This window comes from Erythrobacter sp. JB1-7, from assembly GCF_057365015.1.
Window position 1 is genome coordinate 2,221,712 of the sequence record NZ_CP200291.1, and the last position, 13,553, is coordinate 2,235,264.

General features: G+C 58.1%; 13 protein-coding genes and 1 pseudogene. 4 read left to right on the plus strand and 10 right to left on the minus strand.

Annotated features, from left to right (window positions below):
- The first annotated feature begins 2 nt into the window (after positions 1 to 2).
- Positions 3 to 728, plus strand: coding sequence for a c-type cytochrome (locus tag AC0V6W_RS10855; RefSeq protein ID WP_486149901.1), 726 nt, complete (start codon positions 3 to 5; stop codon positions 726 to 728).
- A gap of 22 nt (positions 729 to 750) precedes the next feature.
- On the opposite strand, the gene AC0V6W_RS10860 is transcribed toward AC0V6W_RS10855, so the two are convergent.
- Positions 751 to 1,419 carry an RlmE family RNA methyltransferase gene (locus AC0V6W_RS10860; protein ID WP_486149903.1) on the minus strand — a complete coding sequence of 223 codons (669 nt, stop codon included), beginning with the start codon at positions 1,417 to 1,419 and terminating at the stop codon, positions 751 to 753.
- 3 nt (positions 1,420 to 1,422) lie between these two features.
- Positions 1,423 to 2,664 carry a Ppx/GppA phosphatase family protein gene (locus AC0V6W_RS10865; RefSeq protein ID WP_486149905.1) on the minus strand — a complete coding sequence of 414 codons (1,242 nt, stop codon included), beginning with the start codon at positions 2,662 to 2,664 and terminating at the stop codon, positions 1,423 to 1,425.
- A 177-nt stretch (positions 2,665 to 2,841) separates the two neighbouring features.
- Here AC0V6W_RS10865 and AC0V6W_RS10870 point away from each other — a divergent pair, with 177 nt between their 5' ends.
- A complete protein-coding gene (locus AC0V6W_RS10870) occupies positions 2,842 to 3,726 on the plus strand; it encodes an LOG family protein (protein WP_486149907.1) in 885 nt (294 codons plus the stop codon).
- On the opposite strand, the gene AC0V6W_RS10875 is transcribed toward AC0V6W_RS10870, so the two are convergent.
- From AC0V6W_RS10875 to glmM, 4 genes and pseudogenes are all read right to left on the minus strand, one after another.
- Positions 3,723 to 4,631 (minus strand): acyl-CoA desaturase, encoded by a 909-nt coding sequence (locus AC0V6W_RS10875; RefSeq protein ID WP_486149909.1) that lies wholly within the window; start codon positions 4,629 to 4,631, stop codon positions 3,723 to 3,725. The genes AC0V6W_RS10870 and AC0V6W_RS10875 overlap by 4 nt on opposite strands.
- Positions 4,628 to 5,437 carry a bifunctional hydroxymethylpyrimidine kinase/phosphomethylpyrimidine kinase gene (gene thiD / locus AC0V6W_RS10880; RefSeq protein WP_486149911.1) on the minus strand — a complete coding sequence of 270 codons (810 nt, stop codon included), beginning with the start codon at positions 5,435 to 5,437 and terminating at the stop codon, positions 4,628 to 4,630. Before thiD ends, AC0V6W_RS10875 begins: the two co-directional genes overlap by 4 nt.
- A 27-nt stretch (positions 5,438 to 5,464) precedes the next feature.
- Positions 5,465 to 5,689, minus strand: a complete 225-nt coding sequence (locus tag AC0V6W_RS10885; RefSeq protein ID WP_486149913.1) for a DUF1272 domain-containing protein — start codon at positions 5,687 to 5,689, stop codon at positions 5,465 to 5,467.
- A gap of 15 nt (positions 5,690 to 5,704) precedes the next feature.
- Positions 5,705 to 7,046 (minus strand): annotated as a pseudogene (gene glmM, locus AC0V6W_RS10890) (phosphoglucosamine mutase).
- Between the two features lie 120 nt (positions 7,047 to 7,166).
- Between glmM and AC0V6W_RS10895 the strand changes: the two are divergent.
- A complete protein-coding gene (locus tag AC0V6W_RS10895) occupies positions 7,167 to 8,444 on the plus strand; it encodes a dicarboxylate/amino acid:cation symporter (RefSeq protein WP_486149915.1) in 1,278 nt (425 codons plus the stop codon).
- Positions 8,445 to 8,472: 28 nt separating this feature from the next.
- Here AC0V6W_RS10895 and AC0V6W_RS10900 read toward each other — a convergent pair whose 3' ends face one another.
- A complete protein-coding gene (locus tag AC0V6W_RS10900) occupies positions 8,473 to 9,030 on the minus strand; it encodes a sigma-70 family RNA polymerase sigma factor (RefSeq protein ID WP_486151575.1) in 558 nt (185 codons plus the stop codon).
- Between the two features lie 86 nt (positions 9,031 to 9,116).
- Positions 9,117 to 9,329, minus strand: coding sequence for a NepR family anti-sigma factor (locus AC0V6W_RS10905; protein WP_486149917.1), 213 nt, complete (start codon positions 9,327 to 9,329; stop codon positions 9,117 to 9,119).
- Between the two features lie 201 nt (positions 9,330 to 9,530).
- Between AC0V6W_RS10905 and AC0V6W_RS10910 the strand changes: the two genes are divergently transcribed.
- On the plus strand, positions 9,531 to 11,249 hold the full coding sequence (locus AC0V6W_RS10910; RefSeq protein ID WP_486149919.1) for a CHASE domain-containing protein: 1,719 nt from the start codon (positions 9,531 to 9,533) through the stop codon (positions 11,247 to 11,249).
- 3 nt (positions 11,250 to 11,252) lie between these two features.
- Here AC0V6W_RS10910 and AC0V6W_RS10915 read toward each other — a convergent pair whose 3' ends face one another.
- Positions 11,253 to 12,047, minus strand: a complete 795-nt coding sequence (locus tag AC0V6W_RS10915; RefSeq protein ID WP_486149921.1) for a response regulator — start codon at positions 12,045 to 12,047, stop codon at positions 11,253 to 11,255.
- Positions 12,048 to 12,331: 284 nt separating this feature from the next.
- Positions 12,332 to 13,492, minus strand: coding sequence for an N-acetyltransferase (locus AC0V6W_RS10920; RefSeq protein ID WP_486149923.1), 1,161 nt, complete (start codon positions 13,490 to 13,492; stop codon positions 12,332 to 12,334).
- Positions 13,493 to 13,553: the final 61 nt, after the last annotated feature.

Here is a 13,553-nt window from a genome sequence, read left to right on the forward strand (position 1 = left end):
GGATGAATCAAGAACCACACAACTCCGACACGCCCCCTGCCACCGAGGCACAGGGTGATCTGTTCAATACCGCAGCGGGCTGGGCCCTGTTTGCAGGCATTGTTGGCCTTGGCCTTTCAGTGGCGGCAGACATGTATTTCCACGGCTCTTCGCCTGAACGGCCCGAACAATTGGGCTATGTCATCGAAGGCGCAGTTGAAGAGGGCGGCGCAGTCGCGGCCGAAATGACCATGGCCGAGGCTTTGAATATGGCCAGCGTGGATGTTTCTGCGGGCGAGAAAGTCTATGCTAAGTGTTCTAGTTGCCACACGATTGATGCAGGCGGCGCAAACGGCGTTGGCCCCAATCTGCACGGCATTATGGGCGCAGGCGTCGGGAAAAAAGCTGGCTATCAATATTCCGACGCGATGGCATCTTTCGGCGGCCAATGGGGCTGGGATGAGATGAACCAATGGCTCAAATCACCCAAACGCTACATGGATGGCACCAAGATGGGCTTTGCTGGCCTGTCCAAAGTTGAAGACCGCGCGGCGGTCGCGCTTTACATGAACTCGCAAGGTTCGAACCTGCCGGTGCCGGAATATGTGTCCGAAGCGGCAGATGGTGAAGGCGACGGCGAAGTTGCGGCTGAGGAGGCGGAAGTTTCAATCGACGCGGTTGAAACCGCCGAAGACGTTCAGAATGCTGCCGAAGAGACATCTTTGGAAACTGCCGAAGCAACCGAGTGACATGCAAAGGATGCGCGGGGGCTTACTCCTTGCGCCCTTTGAACCCTTGCGCAATCACATACCATTCCGATGATCCCTTGCGGCTTGCGGGCGGCTTGGCGTGTTTCACCGTGGTGAAGTGCTTTTTCAGCAAAGTGAGCAGGTCGCGGTCGGTGCCGCCTGCTAGAACCTTGGCCACAAATGCGCCCTTTTCGCTCAATGTCTCGGTTGCAAACCAGGCCGCAGCCTCCACCAGACCCATAGTGCGCAGATGATCGGTTTGTTTGTGGCCCACAGTGTTCGCGGCCATATCTGACAAGACCAAATCGGGCGGACCGCCTAGTGCCTCTTCCAGCATTCGCGGTGCATCGTCATCGAGGAAGTCCATCTCGAATATGGTCACCCCTTCGATGGGGTCTGTGGGCAGCAGATCAATGCCGACGACATTGGCTTTGGGCGCTTTTGCGCGCACCACTTGCGCCCAACCGCCCGGCGCTATGCCCAGATCGACCACGCGCGATCTACCTCTGATAAGATTGAACTTCTCATCCAATTCAAGCAGTTTATAGGCCGCGCGGCTGCGATAACCATCGGCCTTGGCCTGTTTGACATAGGGGTCGTTCAATTGCCGCTCCAGCCACCGTGTCGATGATGCCGTGCGCTTTTTAGCGGTCTTCACCCGCCGGTCGGGATTGCGGCCTGATCGGGTCATGATTTACGGATTGCCTTGGCCAGTGCGCAATTGTTCAAGCGCGCGCAGGGATCGTTCACCTTGCCGCTCTGATGCCATCAAACTGCGCAAGATTCCTTCGCGAATGCCGCGATCTGCAACGCCCAGCCGGGATGCGGGCCACAGGTCAAGGATTGTCTCCAAAATCGCGCATCCGGCCACGACCAGATCGGCGCGGTCTTCGCCAATGCAGGGGAGTGTGCTGCGTTCTTCGGGCGACATGCCTGCCAGATCGCCGCTGATTGAACGCATGGAATGGGCCGGAACAATCAATCCGTCCACCGCCTTGCGATCATAATGCGGCAGCTCAAGATGCAGGCTGGCCAGCGTTGTCACCGTGCCGCTGGTGCCCAGCAGGCGAATGTCAGGATGCGCGGCAGCGCCCGCAATCCGCGTCGCGAAGGGGGCGAAACTGTCCGCCACCAGCTTGCGCATTTTGGCATAGCGATCAAGGCGGCCTTGCGCCGAATTTTCGCCCGGGCTGACCGTGTCGGTTAGCGAGACGACGCCCCACGGCACGCTTTGCCAATCAAGGATGCGCGGGATTTTACCGCCCGGCTCCAGCAGGACCAGTTCGGTTGATCCCCCGCCAATGTCAAAAATCACTGCCGGGCCTTCGCCTGCTTCCAGCAGGATATGGCAGCCCAAAACGGCCAGCCGCGCTTCTTCGCCCGCGCTGATCACATCGAGAACAATGCCCGTTTCGCGGTGTACGCGGTCGATAAAATCCGCGCCATTGGAAGCTCTGCGGCAGGCTTCGGTGGCGACGGACCGCGCCAGGCGAACTTTGCGGCGGCGCAATTTGTCCGCGCAGATCGACAGCGCGCCCATCGCCCGGTCCATCGCCTCATCTGAAAGCTTGCCCGTTGTCGCGACACCTTCACCCAATTTCACCACCCGGCTGAAAGCATCAATGACAGTAAAATCCTTGCCCGAAGGCCGCGCGATTAACAGGCGGCAATTGTTGGTGCCCAGGTCAAGCGCTGCATAGGCTTCATGCGGCTTGGCAAAATGCGCGGTTCTGGGGTGAGCTTTCGTCTGCGCAGTGTCAGGATGCGCGCTGACTGAACGCGGGCCGGCTGCACGCGCGCCAGATGCTGGGTCTGCGCCTTGCTGCGTATTTGGCTGGTAAGGGCGTTTGTAGCGGAAATCGGCTACTCTACCGGACTTGCTGCCCTTGTTTGATCCAGCGCTCCTGTTCGCGTCCGGCGGAAACGCGTCCGCCATACAATCAATCTTTCAATATCACGCAGGCATTTTGCCTGTGCACCTGCGGCCAAGCTAACTCAACCACGCAGTGAGGGCAAGTTGTCTGAATAAGCGCGCCTTTTTGCGCGAGGCCAGCAGATGCGAGCATGCAACGCATGCTTGCCGCTTTCGCGCGCCGCGACTAGGGCAGGCGGCATGACTGACAAACACAATGATCACGACCTCACTGACCGCAAATTCTACCGCGCCGGGGAAGAAACCGAATTCGTCGAAGGTGCGCCCAAAAGCACTCCGCAAACGGAGCATCCCGCTTATAAGCTCGCCTTTCGCGATCATGATTTCATGCTGCGCGATGAACTGCGCCCGGTGCGTTTTCAGCTGGAATTGTTAAAGCCTGAAATGCTGCTGGATGAAGCGCGCGTTGGCTCGACCATGGTGATGTATGGCTCAGCCCGTATCCCTTCACCCGAAGAAGCGCAGGCAAAGATCGACGCTACCAAAGATGGCGATGAATACGAACAGAAAGTCGCTCAAAGGCTGGCGGACAAGGCGAAATATTACGCAGAAGCGCACAAGCTTGCCCGGCTGGTATCCGAAAAAGCGATCATCGAAGAAGGCAAACGCCAGTTTGTCGTCACCACAGGCGGCGGCCCTTCGATTATGGAAGCGGGCAATCGCGGCGCGAGCGAGGCAGGCGCGGAATCCATCGGGCTCAACATCATCCTGCCGCACGAACAGGCGCCCAATTCCTATGTGACGCCTTATCTAAGCTTGAACTTCCATTATTTCGCGCTGCGCAAAATGCACTTCCTCCTGCGCGCGCGCGCTGTCGCGGTGTTCCCCGGCGGATTTGGGACATTCGATGAATTTTTCGAACTTCTCACTCTTATCCAAACCGGCAAGATGAAACCCATTCCGATCCTGCTGTTCGGCAAGGATTTCTGGGAACGCGTCGTCAATTTTGAAGCGATTGCGGAGGAAGGGACGATCTCGAAAAAGGATCTGGACCTGTTCCACTGGTGCGAAACAGCTGATGAGGCGTGGGCGCATATCGCAGACTTTTACGAGTTGGAGCGTTAGGACGAATTGCGTTCCAGCAAATCCTCACGCTTTGAAAAGGCGCGCGGCAGGCTGACATCATAGGCCAGGCCCGCTGATTGTAGAGCGCGGATGACCCACCATCCCGGATCGCTTTGCCCTCGTTCCAATCCAATGCGCGCGCTTTCGGGAAAGGCGTGATGATTGTTGTGCCAGCATTCGCCATAGGTCAGGATACCAAGGCCGGTTAGATTGGAAGCCTGTATCCCCGCGTCCCTAACAATCCAGCGGCCAGGGCGTTTTCGCAATTGCGGGTTGTGGCAAAAATAGGTGATCGTCCAATGGCCCGCAGCGCTGACAAAAACGCGCGCGCAAATGCCCCATAGAACAAACGGCAAGCCTCCTGCTGCATAGAGGATCCCTGCCAAAGGCAATTGATGCCAGCGCCATGTCTTATCCAGAAATCGGTAGAACCTGTCATCGGCCATTGCGGCTTCAAGAGTCACAACCGGGGGCTTTTGAAATTCGAATTTATAAAACAGGTTCCACGCCAGATCAGCCAGCAGTGCCCGGCGATGAGCGAAGTAATCGTGGCACTGCGCCTCTCGCTGTGCCCAATCGCGAATATCGTGGATGCGAATGATGCCAAACGGACCCGCCACGCCGACCAGTGTGCCTAAATAGATAAGCAGCCGCGCAAACCACCGGGGCGCTTTGAATGTGCGGTGGATCATCATCCGGTGCATGCCGACGCTGTGACCGATCAGCAGAGTTGAGTATGTAAGCGCCAGAAACAGCAAAACGCTTTGCCAGGTCGCGAAAAACAGAGCGGCGATTGTGCCGGCCAACATCGTTCCGTTCCACGCGGATTTCCCCCAATCCAGTTTCACAATGCCAGCGCACGGATCAGCCTTGCGGCCATCAACCCTGAGCACAGGCTCCATCATAATTTGCGCACTGCGTGATGGCCTAGTGGGCCGCCGCCTGCGCCAAATCCGGGGGCGGATTTGATCGCTTGCACCACGAAATTGCGCGCCAAGGCGACGGCGTGATCGAGCGGTTGGCCGTGCGCCATCAGGGTTGCGATGGCGGATGACAGGGTGCAGCCAGTGCCGTGAGTGTGAGGTGTGTCGATGCGGGCGTGGGAGTACCGCTCAAACTTGCCCGGCTCAAACACCAGTGTGTCGATGATCTGCGCATCGTCGGTGTGCCCCCCTTTGGCGAGGACCGCGCAGCCATGTGTTTGCGCCAATTCGCCTGCGGCTTCCTCCACCAAAGCGGTGGTGCGCAAAGTGCGGCGCATCAGATGCTCCAATTCCGGCAGGTTGGGCGTGATCAGCGTTGCCATCGGGAACAAAGTATCTCGCAGCAATTCAATCGCCGGGTCCGCAATCAAAGCTGCACCCGATGTCGCGACCATGACCGGATCGAGAACGATGGGCACAGCGTCATCAATACCGCGCAAAGCTGCAGCGGTCGCCGCGATAATCTCGGCATCGTGCAGCATCCCGATCTTGATCGCATCGACGCCCATATCGCTGATGACGCTGGTGATCTGCTGCGCGACGACATCGCCTGACATCGGTGCGATAGCCTGCACGCCCACGCTGTTCTGCGCGGTAACCGTGGTGACCGCGCTCATAGCATAGCCGCCAAGCATGGTGATCGTCTTGATATCGGCCTGAATGCCTGCTCCGCCGCTGGCATCGGACCCGGCTATCGTCAAAATACGTGGAGGCGCTTTGGTGGTCATTGGCAGGGGCCGATCATGCTGCGGCGCTCATGATGCAAACACCCGCTTGGCTGACGGCGGGTGCTTGACGTGCAGCTTTTTGGCGCGGGTGGGGCGGTCCATCAGTTCGCCGCCGCAATTGGGGCAGATATCATCCGATTTTTCCGCGCATTCAGTGCAGAAGGTGCATTCAAACGAGCAGATAAACGCGCCCGGCGCTTCTGCGGGCAGATCGGCGCCGCAGCCTTCGCAATCGGGGCGCATTTCAAGCATGGTCGGCGCTCATCCTTAGGCCGCGGCGCGCACTGCGTCGCAGATGCGGTCCACCACGGCTTCAACCTGGGCAGGATCATCGCCTTCAGCCATAACGCGGATGACAGGCTCTGTCCCCGATGGGCGGATGACGAGGCGGCCTTTGCCTTCCAATTCTTTTTCGGCGGCGGCGATAACCGTTTTGACCGCGTCATCTTCAAGCGGTTTTCCGCCCTTATAGCGCACATTTTTGAGCAATTGCGGAACCGGGTCAAACAGGTGCAGGATTTCGCTTGCCGGTTTGTCCGTGCGCACCAGGCTGGCGATAATGCGCAGGGCGGCGACGGTGCCATCGCCTGTGGTTGCATGATCGAGCAGGATCATATGGCCCGATTGTTCCCCGCCGACATTGAACCCGCCCGATTTCATCCGTTCGAGCACATAGCGATCGCCGACCTTGGTGCGCTCAAGCGTTAGGTCAATGCTGCCCAGATAGCGTTCCAGCCCAAGGTTTGACATCACAGTTGCAACCACGCCGCCGCCGCGCAGCATTTCCTTTTCCTGCATTCGCGTCGCGATCAGCGCCATGATCTGGTCGCCATCAACCTTGCGGCCCTTTTCATCGACCACGATCAGCCGGTCCGCATCGCCATCAAGCGCAATGCCAACATCGGCGCTTTCCTCAACGACTTTGGCCTGCAAGGCCTCGATAGAGGTGGAGCCGACCCCGTCATTGATATTTGTGCCATTGGGAGTGACGCCCAAAGTGATAACTTCTGCCCCCAATTCCCAGATCGCAGAGGGCGCAACCTGATAAGCGGCGCCATGCGCGCAATCGACCACGACTTTGAGCCCGTCAAAGCGCGTTTCGCTCGACAGGGATTGTTTGACCGCGTGGATATACCGCCCGCGCGAGATCCTCGATCCGGCGCGCACGGCCAATGCCTTCGGGCGGGGCAAGAGTGGGATTGTCCGCTTCGAACAGGCGCTCAATTTCCAGCTCTGCTTCATCCGACAATTTGAACCCATCGGGGCCAAACAGTTTGATCCCGTTATCGGCATAGAGATTGTGGCTGGCTGAAATCATCACGCCCAGATCCGCGCGCATTTCACGCGTCAGTAGCGCAATGGCAGGGGTGGGCAGCGGGCCGGTCATAATCACGTCCATGCCCACGCTCGTGAACCCTGCGACCAGCGCGCTTTCCATCATATATCCGGACAGGCGCGTATCCTTGCCGATCACCACCCGGTGGCGGTGCCGCCCGCGCATAAAGTAATTGCCTGCCGCCTGACCAATGCGCATCGCCGTGGTCGCTGTCATTACGCCATCATTGGTGCGGCCCCTGATGCCGTCTGTGCCAAAGAACTTGCGTGTCATTCGAAAAAGGCCCTCCTGCTGGGCGAAATATGCGCTGAGATTGTCAGCTACCTCTGGCGCGGTTATCGCACAAAGGGAAGGGCAATTGCGGTGTGCCCATTGCTAAAAGGTGTGACACGAATGACAGATAAGCGCGCGCCGGCAGATCTGCCGCACAATGCAGCTCAGCGCTTTGAGCTGGTCACGATCAAACTGCCTGTGCTCGCGACTTTTCTCGCGCTGATTTTAGGTTTGGCGGCCGGCGTTGGGCTTTCGGGTGCGCAATTGGCCGGGTGGCTGACCGATCTGATTGGAGTGGCTGGCACCTTGTGGCTGCGCGCTTTGCAGATGACGATTATTCCGCTGGTTGCCAGCCTGCTGGTGCTGGGCCTTACACAGATGATCGAGGCGGCGAGCGCTGGCAAAGCGGCTCGGCGGTTTTTGGCGCTGGTGCTGGGCGTGGCGATTGCGGGCGGTTTGTTCACCGCTGCGGCGCTTCCTTTGCTGCTGGATGTGTTCACGATCCCCAAAGATGCCGCGTTTTTTATCGCGGATGGCTCCGGCGATGCACAAGAAGTGCCCGGCGCGCTGGAGTTTTTGAAATCATTGGTCGCGCCCAATATCGTGGCAGCGGCGGCAGAAACCGCAATGCTGCCGCTCACGGTGTTTTTTGCCCTGCTGGCCATTGCCATTGCGCGCCTACCCAAAGCTCAGGGGGAACTGCTGACCGGATTTTTCCATGCGCTCGCCAATGCGATGCTGATGATTATCGGCTGGGTGTTGTGGGCCGCGCCCATCGGGGTGGCAGCGCTCGCTTTTGGAGTGGGTTTGCGCAGCGGGGAGGGCGCGTTTGCGGCCTTGGCGCACTACATCGTGGTCGTATCGGCCATGGGCGGGTTCATCTTGGTGCTTGCTTATGTTTTGGCGGCTGTTCTTGGCGGGATTGGCCCTGTGCGATTTGCCCGCGCAATCCTGCCTGCGCAGGCCGTGGCGGTTTCCACGCAAAGTTCGCTCGCCAGCCTGCCCGCCATGCTCGACAGCGCGAACCGTCTGGGATTGCGGCCCAGCACGGCGGAGTTTGTTCTGCCGCTCGCCGTGGCGATCTTTCGCGCGACCAGTGTGGCGATGAATTTGGCAGTCGCGCTGTATGTGGCGCAGCTTACAGGGATCACGGTGCCGTTTGGCCTTGTGCTGGTGGGCATATTGGTCGCGGTGATAATCAGCGTGGGGTCTGTCAGCCTGCCCGGATCGATCAGCTTTGTCGTCTCAATCGGGCCGATTGCATTGGCGATGGGCGTGCCGATTGAACCACTTGTGCTGCTGGTGGCGGTGGAAATGCTACCCGATATTATGCGCACGCTGGGTAATGTGACGATGAACCTGGCCGTGACAAGCGCGGTGGACCGCTCGCAGGAATAGCGGCTGGGCGGCGATGCCGCGCCAGAGGTTACTTTACCGGGGTCTGACCGCCGCCCGCTGCGACATTGTCCAGTTCTTCAAGGATCGCGCGGTGAGCCGTCGCATCCTTGGTTGATCGCTGCGGGATATCGCCATCTGCTAGCATGGAATTGAGCGTGGCGCGGGCGCGGCCCACCCGGCTTTTAATCGTGCCGACCGCGCAATCGCAGATTTTGGCAGCTTCCTCATAAGAAAAACCGCCTGCGCCCACCAGCAGCAACGCCTCACGCCGTTCGGGCGGCAGAGTTAACAATGCGCGGTGCATATCGGACAAATGAAGAGGTTCTTCCTGGCCAGCCGGTGCTGTCAAAATGCGTTCAGCCACGCCTTCATCATATTCGCCGCGAAACCGATTGCGGCGCATATCGGTAAGGTATGCATTGCGCAGGATCACAAACGTCCAGGCGCGCATGGATGTGCCTGGTTCGAAACGGTCTTGCGCGGCCCATGCTTTGAGCAAAGCTTCCTGCACCAGATCATCGGCCATATCCGGGCGGCCGCACAGGCCGCGGGCAAAGGCGCGTAGATGCGGGACAACCTCGGTCAACTCGCGTTTGAAGTCGGCCTTTTCGCTCGCAGTGCGTTTCGGCTTGGGTTTGGGCGCGGGTTTTTCAGCGCTATCGGCGGCATTGCTCACCGGGCAGAACCATTGCTGGAACCTGCGCCATCATCGGACGGTTGACTGTCGAGTTCTGCGAGCAAATCCTTGAACGTATCAGGCAATTCTTCATCGACCACGGAATCGTATAATTGCTTCAATCCCGCAGCCCATTCCGGATCGCGCGATTTTTCCGATCGCGCGGGCGCGCTTTTCGAGTGCGTTGAAGATTGCTTGTCGGACCGCATAGGTGTTTTCTAACTTAGTTCAGGTTTTGCGCCGAGTTACCATGAATTGGGAACGCACAAAGCTATTTCTGCGGCGCAGATTTTCTCGGCGATTATTGCTACTCTTTGGGAACGAAGCTGTGCGTTTTTGGTTCCGTGGTCACATTCAAATTGAATTGAGCAAATTGAATTGAGTTGTGGGATCAAAATCAAGAGACCCAAATGGGCGGACTAACACACACTGCTATATTGGAAGGAGCCAGTGAAGCCGCGCCACAGACGGCAGCTGGCTCAATCAGCCGCGCACGCCGCTGGCTGATCGGGTATCCGCGCGCCATCCCATTGGCCATTTTCCTTGCGGTTTGTGCGATCACCGCGCTCAGCGTTTTTGCGGTCGAAAGCAATGCGCGCGCGCGCGACAAGGCGCAGCTTGACGCTTATGCGCAAACCATTGGTTCTGCTCTGGAACGCAGGGGATCGAGTTTCTCGGCCTATCTGCGCGCAGGCGCGGCGCTGCTTTCTGCGCGCGACGATCTTACCCCGCAGGACTTTCTTCAATTTGTGACCGAATTGCGGCTAGATATGACTTATCGCGGAGCCGAAGGCATTGGGTGGGCCGAAGTGATCGCGCCTGATGAAATTGCCGATTTTGAACAGCGCGTGCGCCAGCAACAGCCCGATTTCAAAGGGGTGCGATCCCGGCTGCTTTATGCGGACGAAGTGGGGCTTGCGCCGATCACATTTTTTTCGCCCAATTCAGCTGCCAATCGCGAAAAGCTGGGATTTGATATGTATTCCGATCCCGTCCGCTTCCAAGCGATGGAAGAAGCGTTCGGCACAGCCTTGCCCACCGCATCAGGCCGCATCGATCTGGCGCAATCGGATGCTGGCGAAGCGCCGGGTTTTGTGATCTTCATGCCTGTGTTCAGGAAAGATCCCGCAACGCCCAATAACGAGATTACCCTTGCAGGTTTTGTCTTCACTCCTTTTGACGCGGGGCGTTTTCTGGATGCCGCGATCCAGCGGGGAGAGCCTGACCAATACGGCGTTCGTCTGTATGATGGCGGCAGGGGCACGGCTCACCTTCTCGTCGCGCGGTCACTGGAAGGGGTGGGGGCCGACCGAGTGCAAATCCCCGTTTCCTTTGCTAATCGCGAAATGCAATTGGTGATCGAATCCAAGCATTCCTCAACGCTTGCGCCTTTATCGATGCTAACTCTGGTGTTCGGGCTGTCCATGGCGGGGCTGCTGATGCTGCTTGCCAGGCTGCTGACCCAGCAGGCCTATGAAGACCAATCACGTCTGGCCTTTTTTGAAGAGCAAAACTCGATCCGCAACACATTGACGCGTGAGCTTAATCACCGGGTCAAGAACACGCTGGCCAATGTCCTGTCGATCCTGTCGCTGACGCGCCGGCGCGCAAGCGATCTTGATGAGTTCACGCACAGTTTTGAAGGCCGCATCCGCGCGCTGTCTGCCACTCACGATCTGCTCACCGGCACCGATTGGGGAACCACGCCGATAGAAGCGGTGGTCGATGCAGAGCTCAGGCAGTTTATTGCCACCGGCTATCACAATGTTGAGGTGTCCGGGCCGGACGTGGAACTGGCCCCGAATGATGCGTTATCCTTTGGCCTGGCAATCCATGAACTGGCCACCAATGCCGCCAAATATGGTGCGCTGAGCGTTGCGGAAGGCAAAGTCAGCGTGTCGTGGTGGCTGGTGGCTGGTGATTTGGCAGAAGTGGAATGGTGCGAACGCGGCGGCCCGCCTGTTGCACGGGAGCGCGAGCGCGGTTTTGGCACCGAATTGATCGAAAAGATCATCGCACACGAATTGAAAAACCCTGTCGATCTCAGATTTGAGCCCGAAGGCGTGCGCTGTTTCATGCGCGTGCCTGTGCGCGAACGCGGCGCGTTCAAAATCCGTGATGAAAGCTGACTTTTACGCGAGCGGCTTGCTAGATCGGAAAAACAGCGACTGACTGATAGCTGCGCGCACGGTTTTTTCCTCGAACGGCTTGGTCACCAGATAGGTCGGTTCAGGCCGGTCGCCTGTCAGCAGGCGTTCGGGATAGGCGGTGATGAAGATGATCGGCACATCGGTGATCGCGAGAATATCATCCACGGCATCCAGCCCGGACGACCCATCGGCCAATTGAATGTCAGCCAGAACCAGTCCGGGAGTTTTATCGCCCAACAGCTCAACCGCTTGCGTGCGGGTGGCCGCCGTGCCGAACACTTCATGGCCAAGCGAGGAAACCAGATCTTCAAGCTGCATGGAAATCAGCGGCTCGTCCTCGATAATCAGAACGCTGGTGGATTGTTCGCGGTCAATTTCGCCGACAGCTTCGGCAACCAAAGCTTCGACCTGTTCAGGCGACACATCCATGATCAGCGCGGCCTGCGCTGGCGAGAAATCTTCCAACGTCGTCAGCAACAGCGCCTGCCGGTTGAGCGGAGTGATCGCGCCGAGCCGGTTTTGCGCGCTCGCTTCGTGTTCGCTTGCAATATCGCCTTTGTCAGGCACATCGAGATAGGCGCTCGACCAGACCTTGTTGAACGCGGCATAGAGCGGGATCCGTCCACCATCGAGAGAAGCCTTCAGATCACTATCAGCCAAGGCCGCTTCGAGTGTGGCCTGTACGAATGCATCGCCTGTGCTTTGTGAGCCGGTAAGGGCGCGGGCATATCGCCGAAGAAAGGGAAGGTTGGTGGCGATTTGCTGACCAAGCGACATGGGGTCTCTCCTAAGAATGGCGCACACATCCAGGGCTCGTGCGCCCTTGGCAATCAGTTAGCTCCAAACCCGAGCAAAACAAGCGGCAGACGCAAATTTCATCCGATTTCGATAGGTTTAAGAAAAAAATTTCGTCAGGCGGGAACCCCTTTTTTTGCCGTGCATTTAGACAATATCACCGCCGAGACCCCCCTCCCGTCCAAGCGGCTGGTGATACGATCCCGAAAGGCCTTCACTCCGCCGAGTGGAGGCCTTTTTTGGTATTTCGCGCCCTACCCGAACACTCAACCGAGCTGTTTTTCGTAGATCACATATTCGCGATTTACAGTGCTGTTGATCGTATCGGCAATCGCCAGCATACCCTGATTGTCTTTGAGCACCCAGCCAAGCTCTCCGCGCGTTGAGCCGTATTTGCCATGCGCCTGAACGCGGATGGCATCGATCATCATAAAGGCAAGCTGGCCGGCCATGCGCGAGTTCTGAAATTCCTTCAGCACTCCCATCAAAGGCACTCGCATCCCGGCGTTCATCGGACGGCGCAGCCAGCGCAGCATGTGGAACCAGCCCAGCGGGAACAGCTTGCCATTGATGCGGTTCAGCGCGTCATTGATGTCGGGAAAGGTCAGCATAAAAGCCACCGGGCGGCCATCCACCTCGGCGATCATGTTAAGCTCTTCCTTGATGATGGGTTTCAGTTTCTTGCCCGCATAGGCCACTTCTTCGGGCGTAAATGGGACAAAACCCCAATTATCCGACCAGGCATCGTTGAGGATGTCGAGCACTATCCCTGCATCCCTGTCCCATTGCGATTTATCGACCCGGCGGATGGTGATGCGGTCATTGCGGTGGCCTGATTTCACGATCCGCTGGATCAGCGGGGAAAAATCGCCCGTGATATCCAGATCATAGGTGTAAAGCGTTTGGACAGGCGCATATCCGTTGCTTGTAATCCACCCTTCGTAATGCGCGGGGTGGTGTCCCATCATAATCATCGGGGGATGATCGTGACCTTTGACCAGAAGGCCCGGCTCTTCCCACATGGCCATGCTTATCGGCCCCAATGCGCGAGTCATGCCCTGCGCGCGCAGCCAGTTTTCTGCCGCTTCCATCAGCTTAACGCCAATCGCTTCGTTCGCCGCATCGAAATATCCGAACATGCCTGTGCCGGGGCCAAACCCTTTGTCTGCAGGCATTGTCAGCGCGAGTTCATCGATTTGTGCCGATATGCGCCCCACCGCCTCTCCGCCGCGCATGGCGATAAACAATTGCGCCTTGGCATGGCCGAAAAGAGGGTTTTTGGATGGGTCCACCAATTCAAGCTGTTCGCTGCGCAATTGCGGGACGGAATGCGGCACTTTCGCGGCAAAGGCGCGGCCCACATCGACAAATCGGGCGCGGCCAGCCTTGCCCTCAACTGGCTCAATTCTTATGTGCGCGTCTTCCAAACCACTCGCCTCGTATTGATAGTGATAGATGCGTGTCTGTCCTGCTCACGCCGGACACGCA

Bases quoted from the DNA above. Each gene is read 5' to 3' on its own strand.
- AC0V6W_RS10855 (WP_486149901.1), top strand. From the start codon at position 3: ATGAATCAAGAACCACACAACTCCGACACGCCCCCTGCCACCGAGGCA.
- AC0V6W_RS10860 (WP_486149903.1), bottom strand. From the start codon at position 1,419: ATGACCCGATCAGGCCGCAATCCCGACCGGCGGGTGAAGACCGCTAAA.
- AC0V6W_RS10865 (WP_486149905.1), bottom strand. From the start codon at position 2,664: ATGGCGGACGCGTTTCCGCCGGACGCGAACAGGAGCGCTGGATCAAAC.
- AC0V6W_RS10870 (WP_486149907.1), top strand. From the start codon at position 2,842: ATGACTGACAAACACAATGATCACGACCTCACTGACCGCAAATTCTAC.
- AC0V6W_RS10875 (WP_486149909.1), bottom strand. From the start codon at position 4,631: ATGATGGAGCCTGTGCTCAGGGTTGATGGCCGCAAGGCTGATCCGTGC.
- thiD (WP_486149911.1), bottom strand. From the start codon at position 5,437: ATGACCACCAAAGCGCCTCCACGTATTTTGACGATAGCCGGGTCCGAT.
- AC0V6W_RS10885 (WP_486149913.1), bottom strand. From the start codon at position 5,689: ATGCTTGAAATGCGCCCCGATTGCGAAGGCTGCGGCGCCGATCTGCCC.
- AC0V6W_RS10895 (WP_486149915.1), top strand. From the start codon at position 7,167: ATGACAGATAAGCGCGCGCCGGCAGATCTGCCGCACAATGCAGCTCAG.
- AC0V6W_RS10905 (WP_486149917.1), bottom strand. From the start codon at position 9,329: ATGCGGTCCGACAAGCAATCTTCAACGCACTCGAAAAGCGCGCCCGCG.
- AC0V6W_RS10910 (WP_486149919.1), top strand. From the start codon at position 9,531: ATGGGCGGACTAACACACACTGCTATATTGGAAGGAGCCAGTGAAGCC.
- AC0V6W_RS10915 (WP_486149921.1), bottom strand. From the start codon at position 12,047: ATGTCGCTTGGTCAGCAAATCGCCACCAACCTTCCCTTTCTTCGGCGA.